14 protein-coding genes are annotated in these 13,985 nt (G+C 40.7%); 11 read left to right on the top strand and 3 right to left on the bottom strand.

Translation table 11 applies throughout. The features are described 5' to 3' along the window. Window positions 1–327, top strand: a 327-nt coding sequence (locus LUCIF_RS20625) for a group II intron maturase-specific domain-containing protein (protein ID WP_279386976.1), incomplete at its 5' end; no start/stop codon positions are given. Between the two features lie 370 nt (window positions 328–697). On the opposite strand, the gene LUCIF_RS20620 is transcribed toward LUCIF_RS20625, so the two are convergent. Then, the gene (locus LUCIF_RS20620) at window positions 698–1,585 is read right to left on the bottom strand and encodes a LysR family transcriptional regulator (protein ID WP_122629727.1); all 888 of its coding nucleotides are present in this window, start codon (window positions 1,583–1,585) and stop codon (window positions 698–700) included. 174 nt (window positions 1,586–1,759) lie between these two features. Between LUCIF_RS20620 and LUCIF_RS20615 the strand changes: the two genes are divergently transcribed. The 9 genes from LUCIF_RS20615 (at window position 1,760) to LUCIF_RS20570 (ending at window position 10,165) form a co-directional block, all read left to right on the top strand. Beyond that, window positions 1,760–2,551, top strand: coding sequence for a sulfite exporter TauE/SafE family protein (locus LUCIF_RS20615; protein WP_122629726.1), 792 nt, complete (start codon window positions 1,760–1,762; stop codon window positions 2,549–2,551). A gap of 51 nt (window positions 2,552–2,602) precedes the next feature. Further along, the gene (locus LUCIF_RS20610) at window positions 2,603–3,241 is read left to right on the top strand and encodes an MBL fold metallo-hydrolase (protein ID WP_122629725.1); all 639 of its coding nucleotides are present in this window, start codon (window positions 2,603–2,605) and stop codon (window positions 3,239–3,241) included. A 522-nt stretch (window positions 3,242–3,763) separates the two neighbouring features. Continuing rightward, window positions 3,764–4,360, top strand: a complete 597-nt coding sequence (locus LUCIF_RS20605; protein WP_122629724.1) for a LysE family translocator — start codon at window positions 3,764–3,766, stop codon at window positions 4,358–4,360. A 5-nt stretch (window positions 4,361–4,365) separates the two neighbouring features. Next, window positions 4,366–5,142 carry a helix-turn-helix transcriptional regulator gene (locus LUCIF_RS20600; protein WP_122629723.1) on the top strand — a complete coding sequence of 259 codons (777 nt, stop codon included), beginning with the start codon at window positions 4,366–4,368 and terminating at the stop codon, window positions 5,140–5,142. A 13-nt stretch (window positions 5,143–5,155) separates the two neighbouring features. Beyond that, window positions 5,156–5,563, top strand: coding sequence for a DUF2000 domain-containing protein (locus tag LUCIF_RS20595; protein WP_122629722.1), 408 nt, complete (start codon window positions 5,156–5,158; stop codon window positions 5,561–5,563). Between the two features lie 774 nt (window positions 5,564–6,337). Then, the gene (locus LUCIF_RS20585; RefSeq protein WP_122629720.1) at window positions 6,338–6,784 is read left to right on the top strand and encodes a membrane-associated protease 1; all 447 of its coding nucleotides are present in this window, start codon (window positions 6,338–6,340) and stop codon (window positions 6,782–6,784) included. Between the two features lie 67 nt (window positions 6,785–6,851). Continuing rightward, a complete protein-coding gene (locus LUCIF_RS20580; RefSeq protein WP_122629728.1) occupies window positions 6,852–8,330 on the top strand; it encodes a WD40 repeat domain-containing protein in 1,479 nt (492 codons plus the stop codon). A gap of 12 nt (window positions 8,331–8,342) precedes the next feature. Beyond that, window positions 8,343–9,023 (top strand): lipase family protein, encoded by a 681-nt coding sequence (locus tag LUCIF_RS20575; RefSeq protein ID WP_122629719.1) that lies wholly within the window; start codon window positions 8,343–8,345, stop codon window positions 9,021–9,023. Between the two features lie 527 nt (window positions 9,024–9,550). Further along, window positions 9,551–10,165 carry a nitroreductase family protein gene (locus tag LUCIF_RS20570; protein ID WP_122629718.1) on the top strand — a complete coding sequence of 205 codons (615 nt, stop codon included), beginning with the start codon at window positions 9,551–9,553 and terminating at the stop codon, window positions 10,163–10,165. Window positions 10,166–10,270: 105 nt separating this feature from the next. Here the strand turns inward: LUCIF_RS20570 and LUCIF_RS20565 are convergent, their stop codons facing one another. Beyond that, window positions 10,271–11,158, bottom strand: a complete 888-nt coding sequence (locus LUCIF_RS20565) for an MBL fold metallo-hydrolase (protein ID WP_122629717.1) — start codon at window positions 11,156–11,158, stop codon at window positions 10,271–10,273. 150 nt (window positions 11,159–11,308) lie between these two features. Between LUCIF_RS20565 and LUCIF_RS20560 the strand changes: the two genes are divergently transcribed. Continuing rightward, complete coding sequence (locus LUCIF_RS20560; protein ID WP_122629716.1) at window positions 11,309–11,638, top strand: winged helix-turn-helix transcriptional regulator; 330 nt, start codon at window positions 11,309–11,311, stop codon at window positions 11,636–11,638. Window positions 11,639–11,979: 341 nt separating this feature from the next. On the opposite strand, the gene LUCIF_RS20555 is transcribed toward LUCIF_RS20560, so the two are convergent. Further along, a complete protein-coding gene (locus tag LUCIF_RS20555) occupies window positions 11,980–13,506 on the bottom strand; it encodes an IS1182 family transposase (RefSeq protein ID WP_122629715.1) in 1,527 nt (508 codons plus the stop codon). Window positions 13,507–13,985: the final 479 nt, after the last annotated feature.

Raw genomic sequence — 13,985 nt, 5'->3', positions numbered from 1 at the left:
AAGTTCCGCGTCAAGAGGACAACCAGCCGGAAGAAATTTAGAGCGAAGTTGAAATACTTTGCTGAATGGCTCTATCAAAATATGCACACTGAGATAGGAGACTTAATCAAGCAGATAAATGCCAAGCTGGCTGGGCACTACCGCTACTATGGGGTGACCGACAACAGCAACGGAATTCATGCGTTTGGATACCGCATACGGCGCAAGATACTTGAAGTGCTCAATCGTAGAAGCCAAAAGAACAGCCTGACTTGGGAAGGATTTGCAAAACTCGAGGAGAGATTCCCGCTAGTTAACGCGAGAATCTATGTAAATATCTATGGCTAGACGTAAGTAAATGCTGCTATGAAGAGCCGGATGCCTTAATAGGGCAAGTCCGGTTCTGTGAGGGTTGCGCGTCGCAAGGCGCGTTTCTACTCGACTCGACTCAAGCCCCCCGACTCATATTAAAATGTAAAATCCTAGAAACCTTAAAAAGCAAGGTTTCTAGGATTTTGTTTTTGCGGTAGAAAACAATCGGCAGGGTACGGGAGATAGCCGGGGTATTGCAGGAGATCGACTGTGTGCGGGAGTTGACGAGACGTTGTTCGGAATGCTGGTCGAACGTATTCGGGTATTGAATCTGGTGCAAGTGGAGTTTTTATTGCGAGCCGAGGTTGGGGTTGTTGAAGTTATCTGATACACTACCATATGATGGTTAAGAGCAAGAAGGAATATCTTTTTCTTGGAACATGTTAATAAAATGAGTTGCAGTTACCGGCAATACTTCCTTTTTGCGCCAGATTAGTGCGCTGGATGTTGTAACAACAGGTTTTGTTATTTTTTTTATTATTAGAGAGGAATTTGATAAAAGATTGATGGCAAATTCAGGAACAATGGCGACACCAAGTCCACGGAGAGACCAAGTCAGAAGGGGCACTATTTCGTCACTAGCACAAAAAATATTAGGTTCAAATCCCTTTTGATGGCAGTAGTCAAAAATAATTGTTTCATATCGACGATGTATTAGTAAAGGCTGATCTTTTAGGTGAATAAGGTGTAGTTCTTCGTCATCATCCACAGTAATAGCTTGGGAATGCGCTACCATAATCATGCCTTCGGTGGGGACTGTAACATAATCATAAAGAGACGAATCAACCGGAAGACGGACAAAGCCAATATCAATGAGATGAGAATTTAGCAGTTCCAATATGCGTTGGGTATCTCCTTGTCGTAGGTCAAAAGAAACTAAGGGGTAAGTTTGGTGAAACATTCGTATAACTTCTGGTAACAATAACCTCCCTGATGAATTGATTATTCCGATAGTTAATTTTCCCCGTATTCCGTTTGCAGTTTCCCGTACTTCATTCATGGCCGACTGAGTTAAGTCCAGGATTTGTTCTGCTTTACGTTTCAATACGTACCCCGCTTCTGTCAAGCCAATGTGCTTTTTAGTTCTTTGCAAAAGTTGCACGCCCAATTCTTGTTCCAATAAAATCATCTGTTGACTAAGCGGGGACTGGGTGATGTGTAGTCGGTCGGCCGCCTTAGTAACCAGTCCTTCTTCCGCAACGGCCAGAAAGTACTTGAGTTGGCGAATGTCCATCGTGATCGATCCTTTCGTAAAAATTGTAGTTGAAAATCAGCTATAAGTTAGTCGAAATACGTATTTTTAATCTAAATCTTTCTTTGTTATAATATTAGTTGTGAAAAAATATGAAGTCAAGCTTTGTTTTGCAGTATTGTAGGCTGTGACGTTTTTAATGGAGGAATTAGATAAATGGAAATAATTGCTTTACCATGGGTCGGATTCTTGATAGGGCTGTTAATAATCTCTTTGGGCGGTGGTGGCGGTGGTATTTATGTGGGAATACTTACTGCTTTTTTCAATGTCCCGCCTGCGATTGCCGCAGCCACTTCGCTTGCCACTATCATACCTACGACCACGATAGGAACGATAAGTCACTGGAAAGCGGGCAATGTAAATCTTCACTTCGGGCTGATAATGATGGGCGGGGCTGTCATAGGGGCTATTGTTGGTTCCTTATGCTCCGACCTCTTACCGCAAAGTCTTTACACTAAACTTACTGGTATATTGCTCTTGATTTTAGGCGTTCAAATGATCATGGCATATCGTAAAAAAAATAAAGAAAAATTAAATAAAGATGAATTAAAAGATGTGCAAATAACAAGCTATAGACGCAATGCGTCTGATACGATCAAAGCCGTAATCTATGGATTTCTTGGAGGAGCTATGTCCGGGTTGGTCGGTTTGAGCGGTAGCATTCCAATCGTTGCGGGCCTTACGGTTTTAGGATGCGGTGCACTTGAAATGGTCGGAACTTCCGTATTTGTTCTGGTTGGCATATCTATCGCCGGCTTTGTAATGCATCTTGGTCTTGGAAACGTGCACTGGATGCTCGTCGGGCTCTTAGTTCTGGGGACGATGTCAGGAGCGTTTTTGGCGCCAATTATTCTTAAGCGGTTTAGTAAAGATAAATTGGAAAAAATATTGCCTCCAATTCTTATCGGGATGACGCTTGTGATGGGAACTATAGTAGTTTTTAAATGATTGCCTTTGGAATATGAATTATAGGAACAGCGGATAGGACTGGAGATAAAAATGAAAATTAAATGGTTTGGACATTCTTGTTTTTTAATTACCGCCGATAATGGTGTAAGTGTCTTGACGGACCCCTTTGACGGGACCATAGGCTATAAGGTGCCGGAAGTGGCGGCGGATATTGTTTCTACAAGCCATGAGCATTTTGACCATAATTATACCCAAGCGGTGCAGGGAGACTTTCTTCACGTAAATAAGACCGGCACTTTTTCACATAAGGGGATTGAAATGGTAGGTGTTGCCACCTTCCATGACGAGCAGAATGGTGCGCAGCGCGGGAAAAACACGATTTACAAGTTTATTGTGGATGGGATATATATTTGTCATTGCGGGGATTTAGGGCATATGTTAACTCCTGAGCAGGTGAAAGAGATAGGCTGTGTTGACACTTTACTGCTGCCGGTAGGCGGATTTGCTACCATCGGACCTGAGCAGGCGGTAGAAGTCATAGGTTTGCTGAATCCTTCGTTGATTATTCCTATGCACTTTCAAACAGAGGTTCTTAAGTTCCCCCTTGCAGGGATAGAAAATTTCCTCGAGAAAATGGGGGGCGGCCAGCACGTAGGCAAACAGGAAGCCGAGTTTGACAAGGAAAGCCTGGGGTCAGTGTCACGTGTAATGGTTTTTGAATATGCGTAAAAATTTACTCGTTTTGTAGTGCTGTATTAAAAATGTGAAGGAAATTATAAAGGAGCTGTCGCATTAAGACAGCTCTTAAAAGCAATAAAAAACGGCAACCAGCAATAGCCGGAAGCCGTTTTTGTTGTAAAATCAGGTTATGACAACTGAAAATATACAATCAGATTATACAGTAAACGGGGATATATCAACTATTGCTTCTGCCTATGGATATTGGCGAGATGATCCCAGCAGAAGATTCGAAGTTTTGAATGGAGGGCTTGGTTAGGCCGGGCAGGTATTGGTCAAAAAGCTTGATTTTCTATCATCTATAAACTTATGCCTCAATATGTAGAATTTGGCAGGAGTTTTGTTTTTTATGGCCATGTCTCAGTCTCACTTGATAAAACTGACATTAGAGTAGGAGCAATATCACAAAAAGTTGGATAACTTATTAAACTTGTAGCCCTGCAATAATGTACTATACTTATTTGTTTTTTGGGATGTATAATTCATGATAATATCTTGCGAGGAGCTTATATCATGAATTATACATCTTTTTTAATATACTGCGTTATTATAACATTTACACCCGGACCTACAAATATTGTTATATTATCTACCGTGCATAATTCTGGAATAAAACAGGCTGTGAAATACACATATGGAGCAACGATAGCCTTTGGTGCATTACTTGGCATCTCCGCTATGTTAAATACCATGCTTGTGGCGGTAATACCCAAAATTTTGATTATAATGCAGATAATTGGAAGCCTCTACATTTTGTATTTGGCTTATCAGATATTTAAAAGGGATACATCAAGGGCAACTGTAAGGCAAGTTGCTACGTTTAGGTCAGGTTTAATCATGCAATTTGTGAACCCCAAGGTTGTATTATTCACAATGACGGTTTTTCCGAGCTTTATTTTGCCATACCATTCAGAACCGTTTGTCTTAGCAATGTATGTTGCTCTTATTACCGCTATTGGTTTTCTTGCATTTGTCACTTGGGTATTTTTCGGAGCCGTTCTTAAGGACTATCTTCTAAAGTATCAACGCCCCGCTAATATATGCATGTCACTTTTTTTAGTCTATTCTGCTATAATGATTTCGGGACTAGGTGAGATTATGAGGAGGTGATGGATATGGAGAAATTCATATATAAACAGTCAGCAGGTATTACCGCGTTGTCGGCGAGTTTTACGGACTTTTCATACAAAAAGCATTGTCACCAAGAGTATGCATTTGGCGTAACCTTACGCGGAATTCAACAGTATAATTTAGACGGAAATTCATGTTTGTCTTATGAGAAGGGGGTTATGCTCTTTTCTCCTGAACAGACACATGATGGCAGGGCGCACGATAAAAGCGGACTTGATTATGTTATGGTTTACGTGGAGCCAAAGATAATCATGGATATTGGAAAAAGAGACGTGGTACGCTTCCCCTCCCCGATAGTATATAATCACTCGCTTGCAAATAATATCATAAGCCTTGCCAGCGTAATCTTGAACGAAAAAAATGAAATCCTAAGTAGTGAGTTGCTCCTATCCATTGTAGAGACTCTCGTCCCGACTGAAATCTATACAGTATCCCTTAAGGGAGATAATACGTTAATTAAAAAAGCAAAAGAAATGATTTATTGTAGTATGGAAAGAGTGCTAAAACTTGATGAAATTTGTAGTGAGCTTGCAATTTCAAAGTTTCAATTTATCCGGTTGTTTAAAGCGAATACTGGAATCTCGCCTTATCAGTATTTTCTATTTTGTAAGCTGAATCATGTAAAAAAGATACTAGAAAGAAATAAAGATGTATATTCGGCTGTGACAGAATGTGGTTTTGTTGATTTGTCACATTTAAATAGGCATTTTAAAAGAGTTTACGGAGTAACGGCTTTAGAATTCATATCACATTTAAATTAGGAGATGAACAGTAATGGAATTCGAAACAAAGCTAGTAGTTATACTAAGGGATGACCTTCTGCTGTGGCAGAAGTTAAATATCACAGCATTTTTAATGAGTGGAATCGGTGCGACCCAAAGTATTGTAGGTGAATCTTACGTTGATGCCGATGGAATAACGTATCTTCCAATGTCACAACAACCAATTGTTGTTTACTCCGCTAGCGAAGAAGAACTAAAGGAGATATTAAAAAAGTCCCTTACTAAAGAAGTAAAGATGAATATTTATACCGAAGAACTTTTTAGAACTTTCAATGATGAGGATAATCGTAAGAAAGTTGCTGAGTTTAAAACCGATGATTTAAATCTTGTAGGGATTGGCATGATAGGTAAGAAAAATCATGTTAGTAAGCTAACAAAAGGACTCAATCTGCATTCATAACAATATTATCTGAAATATTGTTATGATTAAGTTATTGTCTTGAGAATTCTCAAACAAATGCATCGAAATAACTACTATGAATTGAAGTGTTAGCGTAATGCTGATGAGGGGAAGCAGAGGGACGTTTTTTTGTTTCATTCTAAAAATGATTGAAATATAGTGGGACAATGAATCTGTCCCCATGCTCCTTTACGGACGGTAAGTGTGTCCTATAAAACTTGAGAATGTCGACAATCCCGTCCCCCTGACACGTCTGGACGAGTAATTTCCGGAACATTAGCAGATGGGGCAGAAATTTATTTAATTCCAGATGTTGATCCGCCTGTTGCTTTTAAAGGAAATACGAGTATTTCCTTCGATAAAAACGGGAATGTAATCAGAGGAACATTAGAAAACGACACCTTTTTGCGCCCTGCCGGCTGGGAAAAACTTTTACCCAATAATGCCGGATTTATAAAATTCAAAGCTGGTACAGAAGTATTTTTGGGGGCCAATGCTCAGGTGCTAAAAGGAACAATTGCTAAAGATTTATCGGTAAATGGGAAAGCCTACCCCGCAGGCACAATGCTCCAATTTAGCGAAACAGCAGACCTGCAAATAGTAAAATAATATATTTGAATATGCCCGGTCAATGGCCGGGTTTTTTCTTTGTCACTTTTTTGTCACAAAATTGTTGTAATCTTTAAAAAGAAAAATTTTCCATATGGTTTTACAGTCCTATTAATTTAATTCATTAGGGACTTTTATCCCATTTATTTAAAACGAAGGAGGAATATGGGAATTTATGAAGTAATTAGGAAAGTTGTTCTTGAAACACTAGCTAAGATACAAATTAAATTGAAAGCGGCGGAACATACAATAGCCAAGTCTTCTAAAATTGTTAATTCAATACATATTACCGGAAAACTCACTTCTAATACAGGCGATACCGATGATGTTGAAACTTTGAAATTATATAAATGGTCGTTAGTTCCTGCAAGCAATGCCGATGCTTATCGCGAGGTAACGGTTAAAGTAATTTCCGCTGATAAAATTTTCCGGACAATAAAAATGCCGAATGCTTTTGTAGTTGATTACCATGAAGGCTATAATAGTGCAGCGGGTATGGGTGAATTTTCACTGGTTTTGCGGCAGAAAGGCGATCTATTAGATAAGGTGGAAGTTGACGGCGGTCAGCCGGTCGGAGAAGAGGATATATCCTCTGTTGCGGCGGGTTATTGATCCCACTGCATATTTTTCTCACAGATCCAGAAATGCCTTAAAAATAATAAGGTGTGGAGTTGAAAAAATGGAACGGAATCAATGGATAGATAAAGCAGCTATCATAGGAATAGCCGGTTATTTGATATATACCTTTTATGAGATTTTAAATGGGGTAGAACCATTTTGGTCGTCACTTATATTGCCCATATTATTAATTGTAGGATTGCGAAAACATAATTACACCGGCTGGATTATATTAATGGCGAATCTGATTGTACAAAGCATATTTTATCTTTTGGTTGTAGGAAGGGGATATCTTTATATTCAATTAAAATGGGTTGACCCTATTGGAGAAGCCTATCTAATGCTATATAAATTCTTATTTGTAACAATAGGATTTACACTAGCTGCTATTTACATTTACCGGCAAAAAAAACAGTTTGCCGGTAAAATGGAAAAATATCCGGATGGATTGATGAAATTCCTAATTATTCTTATGGCAATAAGTATTCCGTTTTTGCCGGGTATGGAACCTAGAATAAAGCTGGCTTTGGATCCCTCTGTTGTGAAGGTGAACAATGCCGATGGCGGGAATCGGATTGAGCAGGTCGTATTTAGCAGGGATAATAAAATTATTGTGCCGGTACAACACCGGTCAGAGTTTATGGTATGGGATTTGAAAAAGTCAGATAAGAGGATATTTTCCGCGAAAAGCTATGTAAGTTCCGTTGCCGCAAGCTCCGACGGAACTTACTTAATAGTTGGCAGGGTTCCGGAGGAACACGGGTACGTATTTGACTGCAGTGATGCAGGGATTGACATATGGAACTGGGATACCGGCGAAAAAGTTGAATTGAAGAAAAAGGAGCCGTTGGATACGAATAAACCGTCATCGGCTGCCACGCAAATAATTTTTAGCCCTGATAATATTCATTTTGCAGTTGGCAGAGGAGACGATGTCCATATTGATACAATTGAAATATGGAATCTTAAGACAGATACAGTCGACAGAATACTGCCAGTGGATGGGTTTCTTGATATTCTGAATGGACGTGCCGACGTTGGCGGGAGTATAGCCTATAGTCCGGACGGGCAGTTGATAGCAGTTGCAGGAAAGGTTATTACATTATGGAATGTCAATACGGGGAAATGCATAGCGGGGTTAAAATCGGAAGGAGAATTGATGCCGGGTGAGGTTGCGTATAGCCCGGATGGACGATATGTAGCCTTTGCGGTCAATAAATTTATTGGTGAAAGGCACCGGGAACAAGGAATGATAGAAATTTGGGAACCTGCGTCTCGGAGTTTGATTAGGACATTAGCGTGGGATTCCTATTTACCGGTAAACTCTGTAAAATTTAGTCCGGACGGGAAATATATTGCAGCCGGTGGCGGCGGGGGAAGCGAAGGGGGAATCGTGAGAATATGGGACGCTGCTAGTGGTGCATTGGTAACACATATGAAGTACCCGGAATACTCAGTCAAATCAATAGCCTTTAGTTCGGACGGCAGTAGACTGGCAATAGGCGGACAGAGCTATGTTAAGATTTGGAATTGGCGATAATAAAATAGTTGGATGTGGGAAGAAATGATAACAAGAGCAGAATATGCAGCGTTATGTGTTGATATATATCATGATGAAAACTATATGAATCCCCGGGATTTTGGTTTTACACTGATTCATTCTAAAGAGTTTCCATCCGGGTTATATGTTGAGACATACCAAAAGATTTCGACCGGTGAACTTGTTGTGGTAGCAAGAGGTACGGAGATAACTAACTGGAAAGACGATGCGGCTGATTTTAATTTAGGATGTAATAAAGTTCCCGGTCAATATGTGGATTTTAAAAATTATGTAAACTATATAAGGGATACAAATCCAAACGCAGTGGTATCAATAACCGGGCATTCATTAGCTGGAGCTTATGTGCAGCTATATGATGCAGATATGGCGCTTTATCCAGATCCTAAGCATGGGCAGATAACTGGGGAAACTTTCGGTGCCCCCGCTATGTCAGCCGTGGTGTGGAATAATTGGGGACTGGGTCTGGAAAATAAGGGATTTAATCTTGACAATTATAGAAATTTTAATAGCTATCTTAGTGTTGAAAATGTTGTTCGAACAGGAGATCCTGTTCCTGCGGCATTTTGGCCTTGTTTTGAATTGGGGCGTACTGTAATTGTGCCGCAAGAAGGATATACTGGACTAACCGCACATAGCTCCATAAGATATTATTATACGAGTCGTTCGTACTAGACGGATAGGTAGTGGCTAAACGTTAGTGCAGCCCCTGAGTTTATAACGACATTCTTTTTGCTTCTTGTAAATGCTGATAAAAATAAGCTTGATTTTCTATCATCAATAAACTTCTGTCCCAATATGTAGAATTTGGCAGGAGTTTTGTTTTTTATGGGAAATAAAAGTTTGTTGTGGCGTTTTGGGATAAACGGAAATGGTCATAGTTTTTTGGAAAATAGGAAGCGCGATTTAATAAGGACGGTAAGAGGGCCTCTTTAATACTGGGGAATGCCGAGAACCCGTTCTCTGACAACCAGTGGGACAATGAACCGGTCTCTATGTTCCTGCTATGTCCCCCTGAAGGATAAACCGAGTCAAGGAACCGTCCCCTGACTCATTCCTGACTCGTTCGAAATAAGCATTCGGTGGCAAAAGGATTTATAGTGTCAATGAATGAGCGAATTGTTCCCTATTTCTGCTATTTAAGCATATCTGGAGTATTTGAAGAAACGGTTCCCGTAAAGCAATTAAAGGGAGAGATTTGATTGGAATTAAAAGACGTTATTATCAAAAGAAGGACAATTAGAGATTTTTCTGATAAACCTATAAACCAAGAAATAATAAAAAAAGCATTACGAGATGGACTGAAAGCTCCAAGCTACAATCACCTAAAGCAATGGGATTTTATTTTGGTGAAGGACCATAATATAAGGATGGATTTAACACAAACAGAAAAAATGACTGAAGAAATTACCGATGGTCTAAGACTAGCTTTTGCAAATCATGAAGCTCTTGCTCAAGAAATGTATTTAGATGCAATACCAAAGCAAAAAAGGATGATATTAACTGCACCCGAATTACTAGTTATTATATATAAGCCCAAAACACAGATAATTGAAAGTAAACGGGTATATGATTTAAATTGTTTAGCTTCGGTATGGTGCTGCATTGAAAATATCCTATTAAGTTTAGCCGAAGAAGATATTTTTGGAGTTACCTTTATCCCGCAAAATACATCTGCGATAAAAGAAGTTTTCAATATTCCGCAAGAGCTTGAAATAGCAGCAATAATTCCCTTTGGTTACAAGGCCCCTGATGCTAAAATCATTCCACAGCAAGAAATAGCATTAGAATCAAGATTACATATTAATAACTGGTAAAGTGATTACTTGAAAAGTAGTTAAAGGAGAACCTGGTGGGACAATGAACCTGCCCCGTGTCGCTTTGGAAAGGCTTTTTTGCTATACCTTTTTTTGAGTAACTATTTACCGCCACGTGAACTTGTCTCCCTCGCGGACGACAGTACCGGCTGCACTCTCAGGAAAATGTGAGCTGAATAGGACTGCCTGTCGTTCGACTGCGTATTCGAGCGCCCAGAGTCGCGAGGCACGAGCCTGTTCCGTAAATGCGTCGAAAGAGGAATTCCATTCAGGGTACCGGACTTGGATGGGATGATGCAAAACATCTCCGGCGAATAGGGCATTTTCTCCGTGAGATGAGAGGGCGATTGATGAGTGATCGATGCTGTGCCCGGGCGTTGGTTTAAAGGAGAGTCCGTCGATAAATTCGCTGCCGTCAATATTGATCATTTCGGCAAGACCGGCTTCAATAATCGGGATAACGCTGTCTTGCTGAATAATAACGCTCGTTTTATTTCTGTCAGTGTGATTTACGGAGGCTTGATAATATTCGTACTCTTTTTTGGAAAATACGTATCTTGCGTTCTTAAAAGTCGGCACCCAGCGTCCATCGTCCAGCCGGGTATTCCAGCCGACGTGATCCACGTGCAGATGAGTCATCAGAACAAAGTCGACTGCTTCGGGTTTGGCGCCCGCTTCAGCCAACCTTTCAAGAAAAGGCAAGCGAAGGCGATCAAAAGCTGGCGTATACGGCCGATTCTTATCGTTACCGACTCCGGGATCAATAAGAATTGTGTGCCGTGGGGTCTTTACCAGCCAAATATGGACGCTCATGAATGCATATTCGAGATTTTGGCTCATCGAGTCGGGCGATAACCAGTCTTGACGGTTGATTAGCACCTTTGCGTCCCAGTCAGGGAAAAGCGATGCGGGAGTATATTGACCGAGGGTCAGCTCTCCGATGCGGGTAACCGTCACATCGCCAATTTGATATACATTCGAATTACTAAGCATAATTATGCCTCCCCCAATGTATTTTTAGCGACGAATATTTATTTTCCCATTCAAACTGTAGGAAGTATTTACATTGATTGTAATATGGGGAGTGCTATAATTGAAGTACGCACTTTATTGTGAGGTACTAAGCAAAAGGTGAGTGATTCAATGAAAAGTGGTCCGATTGATCCTCTGGTTTGTCCTATTTCCTATACCGTTTCAATTGTCCGAGGCAAGTGGCAGTGGGTTATTTTATGGCTGTTATATACTGAAAAAGTACAAAGATACGGGGAACTGAAGAAAAGGCTGCCGACAATTTCTCATAAGATGCTGAGCCAGCAACTCAGTTCACTTGAGCAGGAGGAATTAATACATCGGGAGGAATACCCACAAATACCTCCTAAGGTAGAATATTCTTTGACGGAAAAAGGAAAAACCATGATTCCGGTATTGGAAATCATGGCTGAATGGGGCAGGCGATATAGCTCCCAAGCGTGAAACTTAATAGCCCAAGCCTCTGTCGACGACCCCCAAAAAGGGTTTTTTTACAAACATCTCATTGGTCCGAAGTCTCTAACGGTGAGGTAGAATCGATGGTCAGAGACCACATGTTACGTTTGTGAATAGAAAGCGTAAAGGGGTGTAGCTAACCCCGTCCCCCTGACAACGTCTTAGATTAGGGATTGGTCACTACTTTTATTCGAGTGAAAGTGTCTAATCAGGAATGTATCTTTATGGCGATAGTCTTTAATTGAAGTTGTACATACGATTCGGTAAGGCTCGCCTCCACCAATCAAATCCGGAAAATATTTGATTAATAAGTTGTCGAATAAGGAACGTCAGGCTGTGCGAAAACGGCATCTTTTCAATCTAAATATTGACCCAAATTGCCGATTAGTTATGAAAATAGCGGCCATAATTAAAAGAAGCTGAAAAAACCTCTTAATTGCCGCAATCAATTTTTCAGTTCCTAAAATTTTGAGCACATGTTTTAGGTTATACACTAAACAGTGCATAACTGCTTCTCCTTTTACTTTTTCCATTCCGCGCAGCAAGAAGTAGGTATACCCCAAGGTACGTTTTATTGTGCCAAAGGGATGTTCAACGATCATCTGCCGTTGCTTGTAAAGCTTTAAATTATTAGCTAGCCGTCCGTCGGTACGTGCCATTACTTCATGATATTTTCCCTGTATAATTTGGCGGCCTCGTTTATTTTTTGTACATTCATCCTTACATGGACAGGTTTTACAAGATTTACTGCGATAGAGCTTGTCTTTTGTATTGTCGCTGCTGACATTATAAAGCGTTTTCCCTTCAGGACAGATATAGCAATCATTGGCGGCATCATACTTAAAGTTATCTAATCTGTATTTAGAATTGCCCGTAGATGACGGCGGATTTTGTTTTGATACAATAGTGGTTATGTTATCGTGTTCGCAGTTTTCGAGACATTCTCCGGTATAATAGCCTTTATCGGCAAGTACAGTTAGCTCATCAACTTCCAGTTCCTGTTTCGCCTGAGATGCCATTTTGTAAAGTTGTCCCTGGTCAGCCGGATTATTGATGACATCCATGGCAACAATCAGATGACTTTTCGCATCAACAGCGGTTTGCATGTTGTAGGCCACATCAAATCCCATATTATTAGCGCTCATAAGACGGGCTTCGTGATCGGTAAGGGAGACTTCTCCCGTTTCGTCTACTCGTTGCTTAATCTCAGTCAATTCATGAATACGCTGGGTGGCGTTGGACAATTTTTCCTGTAATTCTTCCTTGGTGTATGTAGGGGTATTTTTCTTTTCATCCTTGTCGTCGCTATGTTCTAAAAGTTCTAAATATCGTTCGGCAGCTTGCTCAAAGTAAGCTAGCATTCTTTCAATTTTACCTTTGGTCAGGTTCTTTTTCCGAGCATTATTTGCACGGAATTTACTTCCATCAACGGCGATGATTTCTTTTCCGTATAGACCTAAGTCATTGCATAGAAGGGAAAAATGTTTGAAGATATTTTTGAGAAGCGATATATTATCTTTGCGGAAATCGGCAATTGTACGATAGTCTGGTTTTAGTTCTTGAAGCAGCCACATCAGTTCTATATTTCTTTTACATTCGGTTTCTAGTTTGCGTGACGTTCTTATGCCGTTAAAGTAGCCGTAAAGGTATAGTTTGAGCATATCTGCCGGATTATACGGCTTTCGTCCGGTTGTTTTGGGGGTAGCATATTTAAACCCCATTTTATTCAAGTCAAGATTGTTAACAAACACATCAATGACACGGACAGGATTGTCTTCTCCGATCATTTCGTCAAGTGACATTGGCATGAGATTCATTTGGTTTCGATTCGTATGACTGGTGATATATCGTGACATTGGCACACCTCAGCAGCAAGAATTATCTACACTTCTATTATATCATTAACCCGTTAACATTTATGGTTTTTAGCAGTGGTTGCCGTTTTCGCACAGCCTGACGTCCCCTGGTGTCAATAATCAGTGGGACAGTCCTGCCTTTATGTCCCTAAAAGATAAACTGAGTCGAGGAACCGTCCCGTGCGCCAAGAAGCGCACGGAGTATAGCGGGTGGGAATCCCGTCTGGGAAGGTCTAGCCAACCACCCGGTATCCAGCCTTGGGACTGAAGCGGTAACGCCAGGTCTAAGCGTAGGTAGGAAAGGTAGTAGGCCGAAAGCGAAAGCTGAAGATGTAGAATCCCGAAATTCCTAATGGGAATGGTCGATGCATGGGACGAGCAGAAGACAACACTGGGCTTAGCGATAAAGGCAAGTTAAGTTTGGCGCCCCGGGATCGAAGGTCTTGGCATGCTACACACAGTTACTCCGTGAGAACTTG

This window comes from Allolucifera butyrica, from assembly GCF_900476375.1.
In the GTDB taxonomy this organism is placed as follows: domain Bacteria; phylum Bacillota; class Negativicutes; order Sporomusales; family UPPP01; genus Lucifera; species Lucifera butyrica.
This window is presented reverse-complemented; position numbering and strand designations above follow the sequence as displayed.

Coding starts and splice junctions, on each gene's coding strand:
- LUCIF_RS20620 (WP_122629727.1), bottom strand. CDS start 1,585: ATGGACATTCGCCAACTCAAGTACTTTCTGGCCGTTGCGGAAGAAGGA.
- LUCIF_RS20615 (WP_122629726.1), top strand. CDS start 1,760: ATGGAAATAATTGCTTTACCATGGGTCGGATTCTTGATAGGGCTGTTA.
- LUCIF_RS20610 (WP_122629725.1), top strand. CDS start 2,603: ATGAAAATTAAATGGTTTGGACATTCTTGTTTTTTAATTACCGCCGAT.
- LUCIF_RS20605 (WP_122629724.1), top strand. CDS start 3,764: ATGAATTATACATCTTTTTTAATATACTGCGTTATTATAACATTTACA.
- LUCIF_RS20600 (WP_122629723.1), top strand. CDS start 4,366: ATGGAGAAATTCATATATAAACAGTCAGCAGGTATTACCGCGTTGTCG.
- LUCIF_RS20595 (WP_122629722.1), top strand. CDS start 5,156: ATGGAATTCGAAACAAAGCTAGTAGTTATACTAAGGGATGACCTTCTG.
- LUCIF_RS20585 (WP_122629720.1), top strand. CDS start 6,338: ATGGGAATTTATGAAGTAATTAGGAAAGTTGTTCTTGAAACACTAGCT.
- LUCIF_RS20580 (WP_122629728.1), top strand. CDS start 6,852: ATGGAACGGAATCAATGGATAGATAAAGCAGCTATCATAGGAATAGCC.
- LUCIF_RS20575 (WP_122629719.1), top strand. CDS start 8,343: ATGTGGGAAGAAATGATAACAAGAGCAGAATATGCAGCGTTATGTGTT.
- LUCIF_RS20565 (WP_122629717.1), bottom strand. CDS start 11,158: ATGCTTAGTAATTCGAATGTATATCAAATTGGCGATGTGACGGTTACC.
- LUCIF_RS20560 (WP_122629716.1), top strand. CDS start 11,309: ATGAAAAGTGGTCCGATTGATCCTCTGGTTTGTCCTATTTCCTATACC.
- LUCIF_RS20555 (WP_122629715.1), bottom strand. CDS start 13,506: ATGTCACGATATATCACCAGTCATACGAATCGAAACCAAATGAATCTC.